General features: G+C 43.9%; 16 protein-coding genes and 2 pseudogenes. 10 read left to right on the plus strand and 8 right to left on the minus strand.

Annotated elements, in window-relative coordinates; translation table 11 throughout:
• Positions 1 to 122 precede the first annotated feature (122 nt).
• From VTAP4600_RS21225 to VTAP4600_RS21240, 4 genes are all read left to right on the plus strand, one after another.
• Positions 123 to 1,331 (plus strand): sugar efflux transporter, encoded by a 1,209-nt coding sequence (locus VTAP4600_RS21225; protein WP_231897991.1) that lies wholly within the window; start codon positions 123 to 125, stop codon positions 1,329 to 1,331.
• Positions 1,332 to 1,380: 49 nt separating this feature from the next.
• Positions 1,381 to 2,259, plus strand: coding sequence for a DMT family transporter (locus tag VTAP4600_RS21230; RefSeq protein WP_172443199.1), 879 nt, complete (start codon positions 1,381 to 1,383; stop codon positions 2,257 to 2,259).
• Positions 2,260 to 2,394: 135 nt separating this feature from the next.
• Positions 2,395 to 3,168 (plus strand): substrate-binding periplasmic protein, encoded by a 774-nt coding sequence (locus tag VTAP4600_RS21235; protein ID WP_102524750.1) that lies wholly within the window; start codon positions 2,395 to 2,397, stop codon positions 3,166 to 3,168.
• A gap of 134 nt (positions 3,169 to 3,302) precedes the next feature.
• A complete protein-coding gene (locus VTAP4600_RS21240; protein WP_102524751.1) occupies positions 3,303 to 4,514 on the plus strand; it encodes an iron-containing alcohol dehydrogenase in 1,212 nt (403 codons plus the stop codon).
• A 98-nt stretch (positions 4,515 to 4,612) separates the two neighbouring features.
• Here VTAP4600_RS21240 and VTAP4600_RS21245 read toward each other — a convergent pair whose 3' ends face one another.
• The 5 genes and pseudogenes from VTAP4600_RS21245 to deoD form a co-directional block, all read right to left on the minus strand.
• Complete coding sequence (locus VTAP4600_RS21245) at positions 4,613 to 6,196, minus strand: GGDEF domain-containing protein (protein ID WP_102524752.1); 1,584 nt, start codon at positions 6,194 to 6,196, stop codon at positions 4,613 to 4,615.
• The gene (locus VTAP4600_RS21250) at positions 6,177 to 7,661 is read right to left on the minus strand and encodes a hypothetical protein (protein ID WP_102524753.1); all 1,485 of its coding nucleotides are present in this window, start codon (positions 7,659 to 7,661) and stop codon (positions 6,177 to 6,179) included. The genes VTAP4600_RS21245 and VTAP4600_RS21250 overlap by 20 nt, the downstream gene beginning before the upstream one ends.
• Before the next feature lie 165 nt (positions 7,662 to 7,826).
• Positions 7,827 to 8,492 (minus strand): annotated as a pseudogene (locus VTAP4600_RS26810) (lactate dehydrogenase); the annotation flags it as partial.
• Positions 8,493 to 8,564: 72 nt separating this feature from the next.
• Positions 8,565 to 9,338, minus strand: a pseudogene (locus tag VTAP4600_RS26815) (transposase); the annotation flags it as partial.
• A 118-nt stretch (positions 9,339 to 9,456) separates the two neighbouring features.
• Positions 9,457 to 10,167, minus strand: coding sequence for a purine-nucleoside phosphorylase (gene deoD, locus VTAP4600_RS21260; RefSeq protein ID WP_102524755.1), 711 nt, complete (start codon positions 10,165 to 10,167; stop codon positions 9,457 to 9,459).
• Between the two features lie 464 nt (positions 10,168 to 10,631).
• Here deoD and VTAP4600_RS21265 point away from each other — a divergent pair, with 464 nt between their 5' ends.
• Positions 10,632 to 11,519, plus strand: coding sequence for a L,D-transpeptidase family protein (locus tag VTAP4600_RS21265; RefSeq protein WP_415239705.1), 888 nt, complete (start codon positions 10,632 to 10,634; stop codon positions 11,517 to 11,519).
• A 46-nt stretch (positions 11,520 to 11,565) separates the two neighbouring features.
• Here VTAP4600_RS21265 and VTAP4600_RS21270 read toward each other — a convergent pair whose 3' ends face one another.
• The gene (locus VTAP4600_RS21270; protein ID WP_102524757.1) at positions 11,566 to 11,856 is read right to left on the minus strand and encodes an Lpp/OprI family alanine-zipper lipoprotein; all 291 of its coding nucleotides are present in this window, start codon (positions 11,854 to 11,856) and stop codon (positions 11,566 to 11,568) included.
• Positions 11,857 to 12,136: 280 nt separating this feature from the next.
• On the opposite strand from VTAP4600_RS21270, the gene VTAP4600_RS21275 reads away from it, so the two are divergent.
• Positions 12,137 to 13,531, plus strand: a complete 1,395-nt coding sequence (locus VTAP4600_RS21275) for a DEAD/DEAH box helicase (RefSeq protein ID WP_102524758.1) — start codon at positions 12,137 to 12,139, stop codon at positions 13,529 to 13,531.
• A gap of 219 nt (positions 13,532 to 13,750) precedes the next feature.
• Positions 13,751 to 15,865, plus strand: a complete 2,115-nt coding sequence (locus tag VTAP4600_RS21280; RefSeq protein ID WP_102524759.1) for a TonB-dependent siderophore receptor — start codon at positions 13,751 to 13,753, stop codon at positions 15,863 to 15,865.
• 131 nt (positions 15,866 to 15,996) lie between these two features.
• On the opposite strand, the gene VTAP4600_RS21285 is transcribed toward VTAP4600_RS21280, so the two are convergent.
• The gene (locus tag VTAP4600_RS21285) at positions 15,997 to 17,640 is read right to left on the minus strand and encodes a methyl-accepting chemotaxis protein (RefSeq protein ID WP_102524760.1); all 1,644 of its coding nucleotides are present in this window, start codon (positions 17,638 to 17,640) and stop codon (positions 15,997 to 15,999) included.
• 281 nt (positions 17,641 to 17,921) lie between these two features.
• Positions 17,922 to 19,565, minus strand: coding sequence for a methyl-accepting chemotaxis protein (locus VTAP4600_RS21290; RefSeq protein WP_102524761.1), 1,644 nt, complete (start codon positions 19,563 to 19,565; stop codon positions 17,922 to 17,924).
• Positions 19,566 to 19,886: 321 nt separating this feature from the next.
• Here VTAP4600_RS21290 and VTAP4600_RS21295 point away from each other — a divergent pair, with 321 nt between their 5' ends.
• The 3 genes from VTAP4600_RS21295 (at position 19,887) to pstA (ending at position 22,614) form a co-directional block, all read left to right on the plus strand.
• A complete protein-coding gene (locus VTAP4600_RS21295; RefSeq protein ID WP_102524762.1) occupies positions 19,887 to 20,708 on the plus strand; it encodes a phosphate ABC transporter substrate-binding protein in 822 nt (273 codons plus the stop codon).
• Positions 20,709 to 20,803: 95 nt separating this feature from the next.
• Positions 20,804 to 21,733, plus strand: coding sequence for a phosphate ABC transporter permease subunit PstC (gene pstC / locus VTAP4600_RS21300; protein WP_102524763.1), 930 nt, complete (start codon positions 20,804 to 20,806; stop codon positions 21,731 to 21,733).
• A 2-nt stretch (positions 21,734 to 21,735) separates the two neighbouring features.
• Entirely contained in the window at positions 21,736 to 22,614 is an 879-nt protein-coding gene (pstA, locus tag VTAP4600_RS21305; RefSeq protein ID WP_102524764.1) for a phosphate ABC transporter permease PstA, read from the plus strand.
• Positions 22,615 to 22,641 lie beyond the last annotated feature (27 nt).

Genomic DNA, 22,641 nt, shown 5'->3' on the forward strand with positions numbered 1-22,641 from the left:
GTAAGAATATTCAATTTGCATAATATGAAGCTTTATTAATAGAGTGCAATTGCCTACGTATGATGTTTGAATGGTACTATGAATGATTCGGTCGTATTAATGTTTGAAATGGAGTGTGTTTGATGTTGAAGAAGCTAATAGCGTTAATGACAGGGCAGTCTGGCGTATATTTTATTATCAATGGCTTAACAGCATTGGCTTTCGCATTTTTAATGCCAATTATGAGCTTGTTTTTGGTTACCGCTTTAAAAACAGAACCTATTTTTCTAGGTTTGTATACCGCGACAGTTTCATTGATGACAATTTTCATTAGCCAAAAATTGACTGGCATGATCGACAAAGGCGTGTCGAGCAAAAAGTTATTTTTAATGTCACTGTCAGGCATTGTTGCTGCTTCATTTGGCTTTTCTCTTGCGACTGAATTCTGGCATGCATTGGTCGTTGGGGCGTTACTGATGCCCTTTGCTTCTTCATCCATTCCTTTGATCTTAACAATGATACGAAATTATGCAGATTCGACAGGAAAAGACAGCGCGAAAATAAACTCTCAGATGCGTTCATCCGTCTCCTTGTTGTGGATTTTTGGCCCTCCTTTGGCGTTCTTATCGGTAGATACGTTTGGATTTGATATCAATTTCTATCTTTCAATGGGGATCGCTAGCCTCGTGATGGTTATCGTCGCAACAAAGCTTCAAGTTGAAGGGAGTAAGAATAAAACTCAGTCTGAAGATAAGGGAAAAAGTATCATCCCCACAGAAGTATGGGTTCTGTGCGCCATTATGATGATTGCCAATATGGCCAATGCAATTTATATCAATTCTATGCCTCTGTTTGTTACCAATGATTTGAAATTTCCGACGTCGTATCCGGGTCTTATGTTAGGCATTACGGCTGCAATCGAGATTCCAGTCATGCTCCTTGCTGTTAAGTGGTCAAAGCGATGGGGAAAGACAGGAGTCATGAAATTGGGCTTTGTCGCGGCGGCCACATTTTATATCGGCATGTTTTTCGCAGAAACGTTGCCTATGTTACTGGCCTTACAAATCCTCAATGGATTGTTCTTTGGCGTATTTGTCGGTTTGGGTATTACTATTGTTCAAGATTATGCGCCGAGTAGTATTGGCAGAGCGTCTGCTTTATATACTAACGCAATGCTAATTGGCACTATGCTTGGAACAAGCTCTATGGGATTGATTTCTCAGTACTACGGGTTTAAAGCGCCATTGCTCTTGAGTTTCATTGCGGTAATTACTGCCGGTATTGGCATGTGGGTACATGAGGCAAACTTAGCTAAGAAGACGAAAGCCAAAGAGGTTGTTACCGCTAAGTAAACCGAAGTATGGTTGGTTAAAGGCGTCATTTTGATGGATAAAAATAATAATGAATACTCGGCTAGTTGCCCCTTATAAAACGGCGTTGTATACGTTTTTGGCTTTGCTAGCGTTTGCCGGTAACTCTGTTCTTTGCCGTCTTGCATTAGGCAATGGTCAGATAGACGCGGCCAGTTTCACCGTTGTTCGTTTGCTGGCAGGTATCTTGGTGCTGTTTTGTTTGCTTGCGGTTAGCAGCGGTTCAGATTCGCCAAAGTCAAACTCAACGGGCAAAGGAAGCTGGTGGGCTGGGTTAATGTTATTTGTGTACGCCGTCGCCTTTTCTTTTGCTTACGTTACGTTAGAAACGGGCATAGGTGCGCTTATTTTGTTCAGTGCGGTGCAAATTACTATGATACTGGCCAGCCTCGTGAGCGGAAATAAATTGCACAAACGAGAGTGGGCAGGGATGCTTATGGCGTTCATTGGCTTTGTTTACTTGGTGCTGCCAACTCTGTCGGCTCCTTCTTGGTTCGGCTTCGTTTTGATGACACTATCCGGCGTTGCTTGGGCGTTTTACACATTGGCGGGGCGAGGTTCGACATTCCCTTTAAGAGATACCGCATTTAATTTTCTTCGTACCGTCCCTTTGATCGCAGTGTTACTGGTGACGACCATTTACACCTCAGCTTTAACTCATGAGGGGATCGTGCTAGCGGTTTTGTCTGGCAGTGTTGCTTCGGGCGTCGGTTATACACTTTGGTATAGTGCGCTGAAAGGGCTGTCGACCACACAAGCAGCCGTGGTTCAATTGCTGGTGCCGGTTATTGCCGCGATAGGTGGGGTGGTGTTTGTTGATGAACCGTTTTCTTTGCGCTTACTGATTTCCACGGCTCTGATTCTGGGAGGAATTTTAACGGTTGTCTTAAGTAAGCATCGTTCTTCCTAAACATTTCTTCTTGAGCGCTGTTCGGTATCCTTTTATTTTCTTGATTGAAATCATGAATTAATTAGAGGAATCTTGATCCTTTGACTCGAAGTATGCCTATACTTTAAGTACTGATTCCAGAAAACAGGCGTAGAAATGCCCCTGATCCCAATAGTATTAACCCCTATCATCGCCGTGTTGCTAACCTTGGTTAGTTTACCTGTACTGGCTTTGGAGCGGCTTACCTATCTGACCGAAGAATATCCACCTTATAATTTTTTAGATAACGGTGAACTGAAAGGGATCTCGATTGATCTCTTGCTTGCGGCTTCAACGTCAGTCGGTAGTCCTATAGAGAAGGGCCAGATCAGGCTGCAACCGTGGCCTAGAGGCTATCGTTCTATTCAGGCTGATAAGGATACCGTCTTATTTGCAATGGCTCGAACGCCGCAAAGAGAGGACAAATTCAAGTGGGCAGGTCCAATTGGGGATACTCGAATTGTGGTTCTCGCAAAGAAAAGCGCACGAGTAAAAATTACCAAAGGACAGGATTTAAAAAAATACAGCATAGGCGTGATTTCGGATGACGTCGGCCATCAACTCGTTTTAAAAGCCGGAGCCGGCGACGAGAACATTGAACGAGTAACGACAGCGATCGCGCTCGTTAAAATGCTCGATTTTGGACGTATTGACTTATGGGCCTATGAAGAGAACGTTGCGGCGTGGACAATGTCGAAGGTAGGAGTAGATAAAGATCAGTTTGAAGTGGTTTACGTGCTAAAAAACCTGTCAATGTACTACGCATTTAACGTCAATACCGATGACAAGTACATAAGCAAACTGCAACGCGGGTTAGATCTCATCAAGCAAAAAAACAACGCCGATACCAGTGAATACCAAAAGATAATGCAACGTTATTTGAGTAATTAGCTGGCGGTTCTAAACTGGCACTTTCCTAGCATTAAAGCGTTATTTCCCTCCAACTTCTCAGTTTTTCGTAGATTTACCTTACGATTTCGATTTATAGCCTACTATGTTTAATCATCATAGAAAATGGAATCGCTATGAAATTCTCCCATCGAATTAAGGTCTACCAAGCCTACATGAAAGCGCTTAAGCTTGCCGCAGCGGTGATCCCCATGCCCAAGCCCATCTTATTTCTTGGTCAAGATTCATCGTTAGAGTTGTGCCAAGCGATTGCTCATGTGGGTAAGCGTAAGGTTTTGATTGTGACTGATAGCATGCTCGCGGAACTCGGCTTGTTAGACGGTATTGTTCAGGTATTGAATCAAAACGGTGTTGAAAGCGTTATTTTTGATGGTGTGCTGCCAGACCCAACTTACGACCAAGTCGAGAAGGGATTAAGCATTTATCAAGAACACGCTTGTGATGGGGTTTTGGCTGTAGGTGGAGGATCGCCAATTGATGCCGCTAAGGTTATCGCTGCGAGAGCGACGAATTCTAGACCCATCCGTAAGTTAGCTGGCCTATTTAAAGTTTGGCGGACACCGGCGTCTCTTTTTGTTATTCCAACGACGGCCGGAACGGGGTCGGAAGTGACCATTGCGGCTGTTGTGTCGGATCCTATCAGCCATCAAAAAACACCGATCATTGACCCTAAATTAGTGCCGATGATGGCGGCATTAGACGCCAAATTAATGCAAGGTTTGCCTGCTCACGTTACCGCAGCAACCGGAATGGATGCGCTTACTCACGCCATTGAAGCCTATATCTCACGTAATGCCAGTCAAGAAACCAATGGCTACGCAATAGCAGCAATAAAGTTAATTATGCAAAACCTTGAAAAAGCAGTTGAACAAGGCAGTAACTTAGAAGCAAGGCAGAATATGGCGTTAGCGTCTTATTACGCGGGGCTCGCTTTTACTAAGGCGAGTTTGGGGTATGTACATGCAATCTCACATAATGTCGGTGCTAAATATGGCACGCCACATGGGCTTGCTAATGCCATCATATTGCCTTATGTACTTGAATATTCGAAGGATGCAGCAATAGATAAACTAGCAGAAATAGCGGTGATGTCGGGGTTGGATTCAACAGGTTCACAGCAAGTTAAAGTGGCAAGACTCATTGCGCATATTCGTGGCATGCTTGAACGGATGGGAATGCCTGAAAACTTGAAGGCTATTCAAAGCAGAGATATACCTAATTTAGCGCAGGCTGCGCTGAAAGAAGCGCATTGGAATTATCCTGTACCACTTTATATGGATCAAGGCGAGTGCGAGCGTCTTATCGCAAAAGTGGCAGGGAGTGAATAAAAGAAAACGTTGATGGGTCTTATTGCCAACGTTGTTTTTGATAAAGCATTGGTGACTAATGCTTTAATCACGTTAGCTATAAAAACCCATCTGTATGCTTAAACTTCGAAGCAGACTTGGTTACGCCCTCTAGCCTTCGCTCTATATAAGGCTTTATCTGCACGATAGAAGGTACGTTGAGTATTTTCGCCATCTCTATGATTGGTGACGCCAATACTTACTGTAAGCCCGCGTTCGCCAAGAATGTCATGCCAGCCGAATTGAAAGATACGCTCACGGTAATTTTCTGCGTGAAGCATCGCTTGATCAACGTTGGTGTTCTCCAGAATCACCAAGAACTCTTCACCACCAAAGCGCACACATGACGCGCCTCGGAAACGGAAGTGGGAGGCCAGTTCATGGGAGACGTTCACGATCGCTTTGTCGCCAACCAGGTGGCTTAACTCATCATTGATGGATTTAAAATGGTCAATATCAATGACTAATAAAGCAAAAGACGTTTCGTGTAGCAGAAGATCTTTAAGCTTTACATCCAGCCAACGCCGGTTGTGTAAGTTGGTTAACGGGTCGGTAAAGACATCTTGTTGCAGTTTCGCTACCGTGTCTTTTTGGTTTTCTGTTGTCTCTTTGAGTTCACGGTTTTCTTGCTCAGACATGATGAGTTTTAGCTGCAATTCAAAGCGAGAGAGTCGGCGCAATTGAAAACCCGCTAAGTCACTAATTGGGATGTTTTTAACAAGATCTGAGTTGAGTCGAAATGCGCGTTTTTCAAAATGCAGCGCTTGTTTATAGTCATTCTGAGCGGCTGATACATCGCTTAATGAATCAAATAGGCTTTTTAGTAATACTGGCGAATTAGTGGACTTGATTCGCTGTACCGCTGACGACAGCGTGTATTCCGCTAAGTCTGTACGGCCAATACCGTTTAAGCTACGTGCGAGTTCTAGTCGCACCATATTTGAAAGCCATATGGCACTGGTATTGTTGAGTGAATAGCGAGCTTTTGCGAGCGTAACGAGTGCATCGTGATAGAGCTTTTGTTTACGCTGAATGCGAGCGTGGTAGAGAATAATTTGGCCAGCTAAAATTTTGTCGCTGACTAAAATGCTCAGTTCTTCGCATTCGCTGAGTAACTCGTCGGCGTTGGTTAAACGACCCAATGAAATTAAACAAGCGACGAGATACAGTTTGTATCGTAGCCTTAACGATCGACTGGTAATCGCGTGATCAATACCATCAATTTTTTGATAGTACTTAAGCGCTCGCGAGAAGTCGCCGTAGGCATCGCACAAGTTGCCCATGCCGAGCACGGCGGTCGCATAAAAATCAATGCTGCCAAATTCTACTGATAGCGAAGATAATTCAACGAACTCTTTGAGTGCGAGTGCGTAATCACCATTATCAAATAGTCTGTCGCCCAAGGTTGCCTTTATATTTAGAATATCTTCAATATCGTTAGGCAAGGCTAATAAGTTAAGCGCCTCTCGGAGCTCATCAATGCTGGCTTTGGGCTGTTTTAATTTGGCTCTGTATTCAGAGCTGATCAAAAAACAGTGAGAACGCTCTTGATTGGTCGTGGCAATATGTTGCCTGACGTGATCCCAAAATATGATGGCGTTTTCGCCTTTCACCGAGGCTGGGTCAAGACCTGCTTCGGAAACTTTACTTAGTAGTGCTTCCATTGCCTAGCTCCAGTGGTTGATCGTCTAATTGATCGATGGTGTATGGGAATGTCAAAATATCATGTAAAGATAGAACCGGTGCATCGCCTTTCAGGCCTTTTCTTTCCCACGGATAAGATGCCATCATGTTCTGTAGGATATCGAATACTCGGCGGGCTCCGTCGTCTTTTTCTGAAATGATCATGCCTAGACGCTCTTGGTCAAGTTGAGATATAAGGTCATCTCGACCACAAAAGCAATGCGCTAGCTCGATAGAAACATCGAGGAAGTTATTGTCGGCGTGTCTAATAATGATCACTGCATGGTTAGACTTTTTCAGTTCAGATTTGTAGAGAACCAGTTGCTCCCACCAGTAGGTTTCAGAGACGGCATTTGAGAATCGCTTTTCACGATTGAACTCCATGTAACCGCGAATTCGGTTAATGAGCTTTCTCGCGCGTTGTTCTAATTGGCGTTTTGAGCCTCTGGCTTTATCCATGCCAATGCGGTTAGTTTGTTCTTTTTGCATCACGATGGAATAGCGACGGTATTTTTTAAACGCTTGTAGTGCTAATTCATAGTCTTGGCTTTCTTCGGCGACAACAGACTGCTGGAAACAAATTTGTGACAACAGTTCACCGTTATCAAACGGTTTGGCGGCTTCTTCCGCTTTTTGCAGAATATCACCCGCAGACGTGAAGTTTTTTCTAATGAGTTCTAGACGGGCGCGGCTGATAAATGAGTGCGCTTTCATCCATTTAAGATCGTGCTCAACGGCAAGGGTATGCGCTTCAAGTGTGGCGAGCTCTGCATCTTCTAAGCGCTCTAGGCCGATTAAAGCAAGGCCTCTAAAATCGAGTATTTCTGCTCGCCAGGTTGGGTCTTGGTGGTATTTTAGTGCTTCTTCCGCGCCATCGAGTACCGAGAGCATTTCAACGTAATTGTTGAGCAGGTAGTAGTCCCACGAAAGCAATATCCGAGCTTTACCTTCTAACCAGTCGATACGAGCATTGTTGGCAACTTTTACCGCCAACTCATGAGTCGACTTGGCCAAGTGAACGTCGCCGGTGATGCGCCAAACATTGCCTAACCCAATTAAAGACTCAATCTCAATCGTAGATTCGCCCACCAAGGCAGATTGCTCTAGGGCATTAATCCAAAATTGTTGAGCAGAATAGTATTTAGCTTGTCCCCAGTATTGGAGCGCGTGAACATGGAGTATTTCTGGCAGGTAGTTATCGTTGTCTTCACGTGATTGAATCGTATGGGCAAGCTTAATGGATTTCATGCCTTTTCGATAATCCATTAGGCTCCAATAACAGCGAGCAATAACAATATGAGCTTGGATTTCCCCTTCGTGGTGAAGGATTTGTTCTGCACGAGCTAGGCACTGCTGAGCCATAGGCAAAACATCGGATGGGTCCGACTCGCCCCGAGCTTTGAGCTGTTCTAGCTCATTTTCTATAACGATTTGGGCTTTATCCAATGTTCAATCCAAGTAGCTGAGTTATTTACTATTAACATATTTATTATAGGCCAGCATAACTCGATGTGGCACTAATAATATAATGATCATAGCCGCATTTTCTTGAATCGTTGCGAGACTTTATATTGGTTTAATCAATAAAGTGGGGCAATTGGTCGTGTTTGATTAAGAAAGCAACGATTTCAGTGTCAATGGTTTGTCAGTTAACCCGAGCTGTTGAGCAGGCGTTAACCCTGTCTTATCTTGGTAGCATAAATTGTGCCATGCTTTGAATATATCAAGCATAGGCAACAACCCGCCAGGACGCAATTTTCGTCTCGGCTCATTGATAAAACTCTCAAATAGTACTTGGAATCGTTGTTGGAAAAACGAAGCTTGGTATGTAGAGGCATGATCAATCCAATATTCCGGATCGATCTTGCTGCCTGCTAAGTGGCAAATACCCTTACTGGCGTTTGGATGGTTTTTGATGGCCCAGCGATCGCGCCACCAACCCATATGAACAATATCAACTTTTTGTTGATCGAACCCTTTGTTCCATGCCTTATCTTCTTCGACATAGACTAAATCAACATTGTCCTGTTGAATTCGTCGCTTACACACACTTAAAGCAGCCGAGCGTAATACGGGGTCTTGTGGCATAAATATGGTGACGTGTTTGTTGTCATCACACATTTCCAGTACGTGTAAGTAATGAGCATAGGTTGTATAGGGTGGGCGGATCAGTGCCCCTTTCGATGGATATTTAAATTGGGATAGGTTACCCATAGGATCTTCAACATTCCCACGAGCTAATATCTGTTGGTATTTGTTGTCAATTCTTTCGTGCAAGCTCAATTCTTTTTCAGAGGCAACCCGAGAAGAGTTAGGGTTACTGACGGATGAAAACCCATGTGGCCCAATACTTTCAGGCTCAAAGTTCTTAGGGACAAATCGAGCCGGTGTTTCATACGGGTTGTGGTCATCACTGCCATCGGCTTCTTCGTCGAAAGAGTAATTTACATGCTGAGTAAGCACATATCCGCTTTGTGCATCACAGGTGACAAACCAATAAACGGCATTATCACTTCTTGGTTGCAGGGATATGTAGTTAGAAGCAAACGTGTACGAACTTGCGTGTTTGGTCCAACGTGCATCAAACATAGCGAGTTTGCGGCGGCAGCGGCTTGAAATCTGCTCAACGTGATCGTAGAACGTTTTTGGATTAATGCTGAGTTTTCGGCAGATCTCTCTCACCGAGTAGCCAGTGAATAAATAGCCTAAAAGGGATTCTTGCACAGAAAGTTTGGCATTACTGCCGGACCATTTATCAACGAACGTCGATTGACAGCATTTGCAGCGGTATCGCTGTCGATCACCACTGAAGCCAAATGCATGATAGAGGTGTTTATGTGTGTGAACCGTTTTACCGAAATTATCGCAATCATTATTACGACAAGCAGGTAAACCATCACTGTGAACTTTGCGCAGGCGGCGAAGTTCGTTCAACACTTCTTGGTTGTTAAGTAAGGGGGGGAAAGCGCCACATTCACGACAAACCATCGCTGGACGTTTAGGGTTAGCATGTTGCAAAACGTAATGCTTTGCATCACTCAGTCCAAAGTTGTCACACGCCAATGTTTTACAAAAGTTGAGTTGTAACCCATCTGCGTCCTTTGGCAATTCGCCGTAAGACACGATCTCCCCCTCGGGATAAACTTGGGTCGCCAGAGCGATGATTAGAAAGCAAAATGCTTAAAAAGCTCATTGCTTAAAATCTAACGCATAAGGCGACGAATTATTCGATAACGCTAAATTACAGGTTTACTGCTGTTTCTAGAGCAACAGTCATCATTTCGTTGAATGATTTTTGACGCTCTTCTGAAGACAGTTTTTCGCCACGAATAATGTGGTCAGATACCGTAAGGATAGTTAGGGCTTTTGCACCTAAGTCTGCAGCTACGCCGTAGATACCAGCGGCTTCCATATCAACACCAAGGATGCCTAGCTTTTCCATTTTCTCGAACAGATCGGCTTCTGGTGTGTAGAAAAGGTCTGCTGAGAATACGTTACCGACTTTTACTTCAACTTCTTGAGCACGCGCTTGTTTTACTGCTTCTTCAAGAAGACCGAAATCTGCGATTGCTGCGAAGTCATGGTTAGCAAAACGAATGCGGTTTACTTTTGAGTCAGTCGACGCACCCATACCGATAACAACGTCCATCAATTTAACGTCATCACGTACTGCGCCACAGCTACCAACACGGATAACATTTTTAACGCCGTATTCAGCGATAAGTTCGTGTACGTAGATGCAGCAAGATGGGATACCCATACCGTGGCCCATCACAGAAACTTTCTTACCTTTATAAGTACCGGTGTAACCGAACATATTACGAACGTCACAAACTTGTACTACATCTTCAAGGAAAGTCTCGGCAATGTATTTAGCGCGAAGTGGGTCACCTGGCATTAGAACTGTTTCTGCAAAGTCACCTGGGTTAGCGTTAATGTGTGGGGTAGCCATATCGTCAAACTCCGAATTTTTTGGTAATAAAGTAATCAATTACCAATTCTGTTGAATTAAGTTGTTTTGTTGGGAGCAATATTAGCCTTGATTAACGGTAGTCCATGAGAGATAAGTCACAAAAAAACTCATAATGTACATATTTGCACGCATATATAACTAAATCTGTTGAAAGAGAGATGGCAATCGTTTCGTACGTAAATACACAGCATTAGTAAACGTTTGTATAGTGATGGAACACGCATTTTTCGCTACAAAAAATAGGGATTTGTGTAAACTCAATGAAAAATGACCTTCATTTCGTGAGTTCCGAAACAACAAAAAATGGTTTTTTCTGATGAATGTTGTGCCAATCGGCTTAAATGAGAGAACAAGCGTTGATCTGACCCTAACATAGGGCTTAGCCTTAACCATTACGCAGTCGTAGAGTGATAGATATGAAGATAAAGTGGAGTGGACTGATCATGACGGCATTGACGCTGTTTTGCCACGTCAGCACAGCGGCTACGTTCACATTACCCGAAGAAGGCAGTCGCTTAGCCGGTAAACTACAACGTTATATTGTTGAAGAAGGCGATACCTTTGCATTAATAGCAAAACGTTATGATGTCGGCTTCTTGTCTTTGATGGCAGCAAATAGAGGTATTGACCCATTTTTGCCAACTGCAGGATCAGTGCTGATCATCCCATCTCAGTTTGTTCTACCCGACGCACCATACGAAGGGATTGTGATTAATCTCCCCGAACTGCGCCTCTACTACTTTCCTAAAGACAGTGGCGTGGTCCATATTTTCCCTGTCGGCATTGGCCGAGTAGGGCGTGATACCCCGGAAATGCTGACTAGAATTTCAGTAAAAATTCCTAACCCCACCTGGACGCCACCAAAATCTATCCGCAAAGAGTACCTTGAAAAAGGCATAGAGCTTCCTGGTGTGGTACCCGCTGGACCCGATAATCCCTTGGGTAATTACGCACTTCGTTTGGCGTATGGGTCGGGTGAATACCTGATACATGGTACGAATAAAGAGTTTGGTATAGGGCTACGCGTTAGTGCCGGTTGTATCCGTATGGAACCAAAAGATATCGAGTGGTTGTTTAGCCAAGCCCATAAGGGTGAAAAAGTCCGAGTGATTAACCAACCGATTAAAATGACATTGGAGCCAGATAGAAGCGTGTTTATGGAAGTGCATGAACCTCTGACCAACAGCAAAGGAGTGCAGGAGCCCTTGGTTATGCCTTTAGAGTTAGGTTGGTGGTTAGACGAATTTGGAATGTCAGATGCGAAAGCACGAGCGGCAATACAGGTACAAAATGGCGTGCCAATCGAAATTGCCACGCCACCTAATCTTTGAGTTTATTTGCTTAACCTAGTTGGTATTTAAATGACTCAGTTTTACGTTATTTAGTGTATGACTGTGCGATGTTGTCAATACGGTCATTGGCACGACTGGCTTCTTGCTGAGCAGACATCGCTGCATCTTTTGCGCTCATAGCAGAAGACGCGGCTTCTTTCGCTTCCATTGTGGCCGTCGTTTGGCTGGTTTGAAGAGTCTGTACCTGCTGAGATAATTGCTCAACTTGGTTAGTCAGCTTATCAATTTTCATTTCAGTAGAGTCTGGGCTACCAGAACAACCGGCTAGAAAAACGACCGAAGAAACACCCGCTGCTAAAATTAACTTCTTATTCATCGTCACTCCTTGTTGAGGTAGAGCTACTATTAGGGACTACCTTATGATTACCTACTTCCGCATTGCATCGCATTTTGCGACGTGGTACGAACTATCTAATTACATAATATGGCACATTCCAGCACTATTATGTTGCATCTATAAGAAAACTGAACAAAAAAGTCTGCAACTTTATAGATAACTAACAAAGACAATATGCAATTCAAGGATATTTTTGTGTGATCTATACCCATTTTCAGTCAAAACAGGGTAGAATGACGGGCTAGATAAAATTTATCTAATGTCATTGTTTTTTATAACGGAGAATCCTTTGCAATTTAAAGAGTTAGGTCTTGATAACCGCTTATTGAAGAATCTTAAGCATTTTGGCTTTAATAAGGCTACTGACATTCAGAAGCAAGCTATCCCTGTAGCGATTGCCGGGAAAGACTTGATGGCATCGTCTAAAACCGGTTCTGGTAAGACGTTAGCTTTTGTTCTTCCGCTGTTGCACAAGACTTTAAAATCCAAAGGATTCTCAGCTAAAGATCCACGCGTAGTGATCTTAGCGCCAACACGTGAGTTGGCGAAGCAAGTGTATGGTGAATTACGCACTATGTTGGCTGGATTGTCTTACGACGCGACGCTGATCCTTGGCGGTGAAAACTTTAACGACCAAGTTAAAGCACTGAAAAAATATCCGAAATTTGTCGTCGCGACACCAGGACGCCTAGCCGATCACTTAGAACATCGTTCATTGTTTCTTGACGGCCTAGACACATTAATTCTTGATGAAGCAGACCGTATGCTTGATCTGGGTTTTGCTCCTGAACTGCGTAAAATTCACAAAGCAGCAAAACATCGTCGTCGCCAAACGTTAATGTTCTCGGCAACGATGGATCACGCTGAAGTGAACGACATTGCGAATGAAATGCTGAATGAACCAAAGCGTATTTCGGTTGGTGCATCGAACGAGCAACACAAAGACATTACGCAGCGTTTCCACTTGTGTGATCACCTAGATCATAAAGAAGCGATTCTTAAGCGTGTATTAGAAGAAGCAGAATACCGTCAGGTGATGATCTTCACCGCCACACGTGCTGATACCGATCGCTTAACAGAGATCTTGAACGAAAGTAAGTTAAAGGCGGTCGCTCTGAGCGGTAACCTAAACCAAACTCAGCGTAACGCGATCATGAGCCAGTTTGAGCGTCATGTTTACAAGATTTTGGTGACGACTGATGTTGCTTCTCGTGGTATCGATATTGCGGCAGTAACGCACGTAATTAACTTCGATATGCCAAAGCACACGGAAGAATACGTTCACCGCGTTGGCCGTACTGGCCGTGCGGGTAATAAAGGCGAAGCGATTTCTTTGGTTGGTCCAAAAGACTGGGACAGCTTTAAACGTGTAGAAACCTTTTTACAGCAAGACTTGCCATTTACCACCCTTGAAGGTTTGGTTGGTAAGTTCAAAGGCATTAAACCGCGTAAGCCTGCGTTTGTTAAAGGTAAGGCTCAAGCGAAGAAAAAGAAAGGCCCTCAAGGACCTAAAACGGCGAAGAAACCAGTTAAGCGTGATAAGACGTTCCACAAAACAGTTGCAGTGGGCGAGCAAGTATTCATGGTTAAGAAGAAAAAGCCAACCGCACCCGTTGAATCTTCTACTTCAGTAGATGCTTCCTCTGAAGATTAAGTTATTTCGCTGGGGTTATCATTGGTAGCCGCATCAAAATAGAAAGAAAAGCCCCAGCTATTATTTAGTTGGGGCTTTTTTTTAACATCGTGTTTTGAATGGTAGGTAGAAGCGTAACTTTTGTTAATAATATAAATACGGACGATAATGACTATCGTTAGTGGTTTGATAATAAACCTTGTGGTATAAGTTTTTCAGATTTAAGTCATCGAGCATTTGATGGCCAATACTTACCCTGAAAAATTAAGGTTATTTGACGTGTTATATATTAAAAAATCGCATTTCCTAATGATGGCGGCCATGTATGGCACGTCGGTTCATGCTACCCCACAGCATGACGAGGAAATTGTTATTGTTGGTCAGAAAAAAGGTTATCAAGCTGAAACGACGTCTTCGCTTAAGGTCGACCTCGATCCGTTGGATACTCCGGGCTCAGTAGCGATTTACGATGAGAGTTTGATGGACGAGCAAAATGTGTCGTCTCTAGGGCAAGTATTACAAAATGACGCCAGCGTATCAGCGGGTAATACGCGCCGAAATCGTGAACGTTTTTATATGCGCGGCTTCGAGTTAGAACCGGATCAAAGCTATATGAGAAATGGCCAATTTCATTTAGCCAACTATATGTTACCGATGGAGCTTTATGAGCGGGTGGAAGTGCTCAAAGGCCCAGCTTCTTTGCTGTACGGAAAATCCACACCTGGCGGCATGATTAACCTGACGACGAAACGCGCGCAAGCAGAATCCCACCTTTCTTTAAAGCAAACATTTGGCGCGAACAACGAACTTAAAAGCACAGTAGATATGGGGGGTGCTTTGAATAGTGCTGAGAGTATTCGTGCTAGGGTTATTGCCTCAAAAATGAGTAAAGAGAGCTGGCGTAGGCACAAAAATGGCGCGCCATTAAAAAGTGAGAAGTTGGTCGGAGCGTTAATCGTAGAGGCAGATCTCGGCTTTAATGGCACCGTTTCCTTCAACTATGACCGCACTGAAGACAACGGACACGTTGATCTGGGTTCGGCGTTTTTTGAAACCGGTGAGATTATTGGCCGTAAAGATTTTGTTTGGGATATGCCTTGGGCAAGACGCGACAGCCATATCGAAAATGCTGGTGTAAACATTAACTACTTACTTAATGATGCATGGGCAGTCGACATGGGCTACAACCAGCAATACGTGGAAAGACGCACGATCGAAAGTAACTGGGGGAAAATCTATAACGAATCTTCAAGTACTCCTAACTACGATCCTGCTACGGGCAACTGGAAGGTTCACGCTCGTGATACCTTTGACACTTTTCAAGTGAAGACGGCATTTTTAGATTTTAACGGCGATTTTTCACTAGGGCGCACCGAGCACAAATTACTGTTTGGTGTCAGTCATGTTGATTATCGTAAAACGGAACAACAGCACACCAAAATGAACGTCGGCACGGCGAATATTGGTGATACCACCATTGTTAATAAACCAAGCGATTTAGATTATAACAAGGGCGACGTGTCTGAGTTTTCTCGTCGTTCTGTTGGGCTTTATGTACAAGATTACATTGAATTCAGTCCACAATGGCACGCTCTAGCTGGGGTTCGTTTTGATCAAGAGAAAACACAACAAGCGACTCATAACAACGTATTGCCAAAACTGGCTCTAATCTATCACCCAAGTTCTGATTCATCCATTTACGCAACCTATTCACAGAGCTTTGAACCCAAAGATCCTGTAAAGAAAGGAGATGTTAATGAGGGGCAAATATTAGACGCAGAGAAAGGTGAATTGTATGAACTGGGCGTAAAGCGAGAGTTTTTGTCTGGTCGAGTACTGGCATCTGGTGCTCTGTTTAATATTGAAAAAAACAACAAAGTTGTAACCGACAATAATGAAACGACCCAAGGCGGTAAAGTTCGTCATACTGGGCTTGAAATGGCACTAGACGGCCGAGTATCGGATTCACTTAGCTTGATGTCTAATGTCATGTTATTGGATGCGCGTTACGTCTCTCACCCAACATTGGAGGGGAATCGTTCAAAAGATGCACCTAACTTTGCAATGGGTGTTTGGGCTAACTATAACCTGAACGACTTCAACAATTTCCACTTAGGCGCTCGTTACGAAGGGCAAAAATACGGAGATTCGATTGAATCATTTTCTAAACCCGCTCATACGCTGGTGGACTTAGGCTATAGTCATCGCGTGCCGGTAGATGGTGCGTTAAATGCGCTAGTCAGAGTGAACGTTAAAAACGTGTTTAACGAAGAATACCTGAGAGGCGGTTGTAGCCACAATGCCATGTATGGCGAAGGCAGAACGGTCAGTGCCACATTCCAACTGACATGGTAGCGTGACCCTCTAAAAAAAAAGCGGAATAGATACGTCTATTCCGCTTTTTTTATGTTTGCACTGTTCTGGTTTACAGAGCACGCTCTATATCAACACTAGGTGCTAAATACAGGTTCGCGCTGCCATTCATGTTAAATCTCAAAGAAGCTCAGTTGAGATTTTTGTTCTTCAGCAAGCTGAGAAAGCTCTTGGCTTGCCGCTGCTGATTGAGTAATACCGGCTACGTTTTGGCTGACAAGCTCATAGATATTGGTGATGTTGCGATTAATATCAGCCGTTACTTGGCTTTGTTCTTCAGCCGCCGTTGCCACTTGGGTATTGATCCCCGCCATGTTATCAACAGACTGAGCAATGCCTTCAATCGCATCGCTAACCTGAACAGACAGCTCTTGGTTAGTCATTAAAGTATTTAGGCTAGATTGCATGCTGTCGTTCGCCACACCAGATTGAGTTTGCAGCTCTTCAATGATGTTTTGAATTTCCTGAGTCGAGTCTTGAGTACGAGCTGCTAACATACGTACCTCATCCGCAACTACCGCAAATCCTCGACCACTTTCACCCGCACGTGCCGCCTCAATTGCAGCGTTTAATGCCAGTAAGTTGGTTTGCTCAGAAATGCTACGAATCGTCTCGATAACAGAGCCAATTTTTTCTGATTGAATTTGTAAACTGGTGACGACGGTTGCGGCTTCGTTCAGTTGAGAAGCGATTTGCAAGTTGGCCTGATCATTCTTCTCAAACATTTGAAGGCTTTGAGCCGCCATTTCGTTAGCTTGACGCGACGCGCTGTCTGCTTCAACCGCATTAACATTGACGTTTTCAGCGGTACTGGAAAGTTCAGTCACGGCAGAAGCGACTTGTTCCACTTCGTGTTTTTCTTGATCCGAATTGACGTTAGCTTGCGTCATGACTGCGGCAAGTTCAGTGGAGGCAGATGCCACATCGACACTGATACGTACCAAGGAATCAACGGTATCATGCAGTTTGTTTACGGTTGTGTTGACGTCCTGGCTGAGGGCTGAAATCTCGTCTTGGCCGCTAGTATCCGCTTTAACCAGTAAATTACCACTCGCGACTTCTCGCATGGTTTCTTGTAGGCGAGAAATAGGAGCAACGATCATACCCGCGATTAGCCAGCAGCTCACTAGTGCCAACCCAAGAAGGGCAAACATACCGATCGTTGAGCGGCTCAATACTTGATCATGACGTGCTTCGCTTACGGTAAGGCTTTGAGTTGTGAGCGTGTTCATTCGTGCCGAGAGCGAATCAATAGCAGCAATCATCGCTTCTCCCTTGGTACCAAACTGCGAAATTGCCTGATCGTATTGGCGCATAAAGTCGCGATCGGTCGGGTTTTCTTGTAAGTTTTTGCGAGCAGCAGGAACAACATATTGTTTAGCGTGGGTGATGTAATCCTTAATGACACTTTCTAATAGTCGTGTGTCTTTTTGTAAGTCTGAATGACTTAAAAGAGGACGTATTAGAGAATTGATGGTTTGTTGGCTCTGATCTAGGTGGCTAGGCAGTGTCTCAAGTTTTGATAACTCAGAAAGGCCGTAAACCGCGGCAATACGCATTCTAAAAGCAATGTCGTCGATATCTGAAATGATGTCTTTTTGTTCTGCTAACTCATCGGCCGAAACCGTGACTTTAACAAAGGCCTGTTTAAGTCCATTACTGCTTAACAACACACCAACGCTCATTACGATTAACGTCATGATCATTGGTATCATCACCTGGGTCTTCAAAGAGAAGCCTCTCAAATATGTGTTCATAGTTCACCCTGTTATTTTATAAATTATATATTTGGCTCAAGATCACTATTTTAATTATTTAATACTTTAATTTCAAAGGTTTATATTGATCAAATCTTGTGCGGAATGGTCAGGGAATCGTCAGGTCAATGGCTGTGGGATCTAACAAGCGCCATTTAAGTGTATCAATATGTAAAATTACTATTATTTTATAAAATATGAATATGAATATGAATATGAATATGAATGGGAAGGGAATCGGAGAAAAAGCACGTGCGGGGGCACGTGCTTGAAAGGTCGCGCTAAATTTTGAAAAAGCTCAGTTGAGTTCGTTGCTGTTCAGCGAGTTGAGAAAGCTCTTGGCTTGCGGTCGCTGATTGAGTAATCCCCGTTACGTTTTGGCTCACTAAGTCATATATATTTGAAATATTGCGGCTGATATCGTCGGTGACTTGGCTTTGCTCTTCAGCAGCAGTCGCAACCTGAGTGTTAATCCCTGCCATGTTATTGACAGACAGAGCGATACCTTCAAGTGCGCTACTGACTTGAGTAGAAAGCTCTTGGTTTTCAGTTAACGTTGTTAAGCTTGACTGCATACTGTCATTGGCAACACCAGACTGAACTTGCAACTCTTCGATGATATCTTGAATTTCTTGCGTTGACTCTTGCGTGCGTGCCGCTAGCAAACGCACTTCATCAGCTACCACAGCAAAGCCACGGCCAGTTTCACCCGCACGAGCGGCTTCAATGGCAGCATTTAATGCCAACAAGTTAGTTTGCTCTGAAATGGCACGAATAACTTCGATAACAGAACCAATTTTTTCTGATTGAACTTGAAGGGTGTTCACAACCTGAGCTGCATCGTTCAGTTGAGTTGCCATTTGATCGTTGGCACGTGCACTTTCTTCAAACATTTTCATGCTTTCATTTGCCATTTCGTCAGCTTGACGAGAAGCAGCGTCTGCATCTACGGCATTTTCATTGACGTTCGCGGCGGTGCTTGAAAGTTCGTTAACAGCAGACGCAACTTGTTCTATTTCGTGTTTTTCTTGATCTGAATTCGCGTTGGCTTGGGTCATGACCGCTGCAAGCTCAGTAGAAGCGGATGCCACATCAACACTGATACGTACCATTGAATCAACAACACCACGAAGGCCGTTTACGGTTGTGTTGACATCTTTAGACAATGCCGTGATTTCGTTATTACCGTCAATAGGCGCTTCAACAGTGAGGTTACCACCTGCGATTTCACGCATGATTTGTTGGAGGCGAATAATTGGCGCCACAATAAGGCCTGCAACGTAGTACGAGAATATCATTGCCGCTAATAGAATGATGGCCATACCAATCGTGGTGGAATCAAGTAGGCGGCTATGTTGTTCTTCGGTTCTTAATAGATCGGCATCCGCGATTCTGTTTAGCTCCTCAGAAAGCAGATCAATCATGTCAATCATGTGCTCGCCTTTGGCACGAAATGCACTAATGATCTGGTTGTATTCGTGGTTGCTGCTTGTATTTTCGTTCAAAAGGTTGTGCTTTGCAGCAGGGATGACGAATTGATTCGTGTAATTAACATAGTCGTTAAGAGAGTCTTCAAGGCTCGCGATTTCTTCTTTTAGCTCCGGCTCCTGTCGTAGCGGGCGAAGTAAATCCATGTTGTCTTGACGGCTTTTCTCTAATAGTCGAGATAGGTTGTTTAACTGTGACTCATCAAACAAGCTGTAAACAGAGGCGATACGCATACGAAATGTTACGTCATCCATTTCTGAAATTGCGTCTTTTTGATCAGCCAAATTGTGTACTGATACTGATACTGATACCTCGTTGAATGCTTTCTCTAATCCATTAGAACCATAAAACACACCTCCTGTGAGCAGAACTAAGATCGCGATAACAGGCACCATGATCTGAGTTTTGATAGATAGTCCGCTCATAAATTTGTACATACTTACTCTCTTTTCGTCTAAATATGAATTTATATTTGATGTCGTATTATATAGTTTGATATAAAACTCAATTGGAATTCATAACTTTGTGGAATGAATGGAAACGCTTAAGAGAAAGGGTAAGTTGCAATAAAAGGGGGGAGTCGTTAGAACGCCGATTTTTAGCCGCTAAAAATGGAATCTTGGGGGTGAACGTTTTTTGCGCTGTCATATAGGTTTCAAACTAGTGAAACATAACTGTCATATTAGCAGCCTAAAGTGAGCATCGTTCAAGTGAAACACAAAACACAACGGCAATAATGCCTCTTAAGGAAATTTGTGATGAAAAAGACAGTAATCGGTGCATTGGCTCTACTAGGCACACTAACAGTAACTCCAGTTTTGGCGAAAGAAACAATTTCTGCAGTTGGCTCTAGCAGCGTGACACCACTGATGGAAGTTTTCTCTGAAACATACATGAAGCAACACTCAAACGTATTTATTGAAGTACAAGGCCCGGGTTCTTCTGCTGGCGTAAAAGCGGCGAAAAACGGAAGTGCTGATTTGGGTATGTCTTCACGTAACCTAAAAGCGTCTGAAAAAGAGTCAACACTTAAGGAAGAAGTGGTTGCTCGTGACGGTATCGCAGTTGTTGTAAACCCAAAGAATGGTCTTAAAGGCCTTACTGCTGAACAAGTAACCGCTATCTACAAAGGCGAAGTGACTAACTGGAAACAAGTTGGTGGCGCAGACAAGCCTATCGTAGCAATCACTCGTGATACAGCGTCGGGTACTCGTGGTGCATTCGAAGACATCATGAAACTTAAAAAGAAAATTGGCGATGTGAAAGTATCTGCAATTTCACAGCGTGCGCAAGTTGCTAACGGTAACGGCGCTCTAAAAACGATGGTTGCAAGCAACCCATTTGCTATCGGCTACATCTCTCTAGGTACGGTTGATGAGTCAGTACACGCTCTATCAGTAGACGGTACGCCAGCAACAGTGGACAACGTTAAGAACGGCTCTTACAAAGTAGCGCGTCCTTTCCTAGTGCTTTACCGTGAAGGTAAGCCATCTGCTGAAACTCAAAAATTCCTAGACTGGATGCTTGAAGCAGACGCACAAGCACTAGTAGAGAAGAAAGGCTACATCTCAGTAAACTAAGTTAACTTTATCTTGCTCAGCCTGCGAAGGCTGAGCACTTTTCCATTTCGATTGCTGTCTTTAAATCAGCCTTTATTTCGATATGAGTATTTTATATGTCCATCGCGATTAATAGTGAATCTTCTATGAAGAGTGAAAATACCCAACAGCCACGTGGTCTTCGCCGTAAAAAAGGTGTCGACTGGAAAGAGCGTATCTTCCATTTCTTATTTCTAAGCAGTGCGGTTATTGGCATTGTTTCTCTCGCTACTATTGCTTACTTCATCGTTCTGGAGAGTATTCCAGCGTTTCGCGAAGTGGGTGTCTCTGGCATCGTATTAGGTCAGAATTGGTTACCGCCAGCCTTGTACGGCGTCGCAACCATGATTGTTGCTTCTGTGGTTTCTACGGTTGGAGCGGTGTTGGTTGGTGTACCTGTTGGTGTGTTAACTGCGATTTTTATTGCAGAAATTGCGCCCAAGCGTTTAGCCAATATCATTCGCCCAGCGGTCGAGCTTTTAGCGGGTATCCCATCGGTAGTTTATGGCTTCTTTGGCTTGGTTATCATCGTGCCATTGATTCAAAACGTTTTCCAAGTTCCTGCGGGTAACACGATTTTGGCCGGTATTATCGTATTGGGCGTCATGATTCTGCCAACGGTAATCACGGTATCAGAAACGTCGATTCGCGCTGTTCCGCATTCTTATAAAGAAGGCTCTTTAGCATTAGGTGCTTCTAAGATTTTCACCATCTTCAAGGTATTGGTTCCGGCGGCGCGTTCGGGGATCATGACGGGTGTTATCTTAGGTATTGCGCGTGCATTGGGTGAAACCATGGCAATCATCATGGTAATGGGTAACGCCCCAGCCATGCCAGAAGGCATTTTGGATTCAGCGCGTACGCTAACCGCCAACATCGCCATTGAAATGTCATACGCAAGTGGCATTCACGCCAATGCACTGTACGCGACAGGCGTAGTATTACTGGTATTTATTATGTCGTTGAATGCGATTCTACTATTTTTGAACCGTGAGAAGGCGAAGTAACCATGACTCAGTCAAACACGAATGCAATTAAGCTTAAAAAAGCGCGAGTAGTAAAAGATAACCTACTCAATGTATTTATTTGGGGCGCGGCCGCTCTAACGGTTGGTTTCTTATTTTGGATTATGTGGTACATCCTTTCGAACGGCTTACAGCACGTCGATTGGAACTTCATTACCGACGACTACACGAGAACAGGCGAAGAACACGGTATTTGGCCGATGATCGTCTCGACGGTTTACATGGTTATTGCCTCGATTTCTATCGCAGCACCACTGGGTATCATGACGGCAATCTACTTAACTGAATACGCCAAAGTAGGCAGTAAGTTAGTTAAAATCATCCGTTTTTGTACTGAATCGTTGGCGGGTATCCCATCGATTATCTTCGGTCTGTTTGGTATGACGTTCTTCGTTGCCATTCTTGGCCTTGGCTTCTCGATTCTGTCGGGTGCATTAACCTTGAGTATTCTTATTCTTCCGGTGATTATTCGTACCACTGAAGAAGCTTTGATGGCAGTACCACAAACATTCCGTGAAGGTTCTTACGGTTTGGGTGCTTCAAAAATCTACACTATCTGGCGCTTAATCTTGCCAAGCGCAATGCCAGGCATCTTAACTTCGGTCATTCTTAGTATTGGTCGTGTCATTGGTGAATCTGCTCCGGTATTCATGACCGCGGGTATGGTTGCACGTATTCCTGATTCGTTACTCGATTCTGGCCGTACGCTGACCGTTCACCTTTACAAACTAACCACCGAGCTGTTTACCATTGAAGAGTGGAATCAAGCGTATGGCACTGCCACGGTTTTGATAGTTGTTGTTCTGCTTATCAACACAGTAACCAAGTTGATTGCAGCGAAATTCAATACAGCGACTTACTAAGCGTTATACACGACAACGAATTTAAGA

The organism is Vibrio tapetis subsp. tapetis (assembly GCF_900233005.1).
GTDB lineage: Bacteria > Pseudomonadota > Gammaproteobacteria > Enterobacterales > Vibrionaceae > Vibrio > Vibrio tapetis.

Coding starts and splice junctions, on each gene's coding strand:
- VTAP4600_RS21235 (WP_102524750.1), top strand. CDS start 2,395: ATGCCCCTGATCCCAATAGTATTAACCCCTATCATCGCCGTGTTGCTA.
- VTAP4600_RS21290 (WP_102524761.1), bottom strand. CDS start 19,565: ATGTACAAATTTATGAGCGGACTATCTATCAAAACTCAGATCATGGTG.
- VTAP4600_RS21285 (WP_102524760.1), bottom strand. CDS start 17,640: ATGAACACATATTTGAGAGGCTTCTCTTTGAAGACCCAGGTGATGATA.
- VTAP4600_RS21275 (WP_102524758.1), top strand. CDS start 12,137: ATGTCATTGTTTTTTATAACGGAGAATCCTTTGCAATTTAAAGAGTTA.
- VTAP4600_RS21230 (WP_172443199.1), top strand. CDS start 1,381: ATGAATACTCGGCTAGTTGCCCCTTATAAAACGGCGTTGTATACGTTT.
- VTAP4600_RS21240 (WP_102524751.1), top strand. CDS start 3,303: ATGAAATTCTCCCATCGAATTAAGGTCTACCAAGCCTACATGAAAGCG.
- VTAP4600_RS21245 (WP_102524752.1), bottom strand. CDS start 6,196: ATGGAAGCACTACTAAGTAAAGTTTCCGAAGCAGGTCTTGACCCAGCC.
- pstC (WP_102524763.1), top strand. CDS start 20,804: ATGTCCATCGCGATTAATAGTGAATCTTCTATGAAGAGTGAAAATACC.
- VTAP4600_RS21280 (WP_102524759.1), top strand. CDS start 13,751: ATGGCCAATACTTACCCTGAAAAATTAAGGTTATTTGACGTGTTATAT.
- pstA (WP_102524764.1), top strand. CDS start 21,736: ATGACTCAGTCAAACACGAATGCAATTAAGCTTAAAAAAGCGCGAGTA.
- VTAP4600_RS21295 (WP_102524762.1), top strand. CDS start 19,887: ATGAAAAAGACAGTAATCGGTGCATTGGCTCTACTAGGCACACTAACA.
- deoD (WP_102524755.1), bottom strand. CDS start 10,167: ATGGCTACCCCACACATTAACGCTAACCCAGGTGACTTTGCAGAAACA.
- VTAP4600_RS21225 (WP_231897991.1), top strand. CDS start 123: ATGTTGAAGAAGCTAATAGCGTTAATGACAGGGCAGTCTGGCGTATAT.
- VTAP4600_RS21265 (WP_415239705.1), top strand. CDS start 10,632: ATGACGGCATTGACGCTGTTTTGCCACGTCAGCACAGCGGCTACGTTC.
- VTAP4600_RS21270 (WP_102524757.1), bottom strand. CDS start 11,856: ATGAATAAGAAGTTAATTTTAGCAGCGGGTGTTTCTTCGGTCGTTTTT.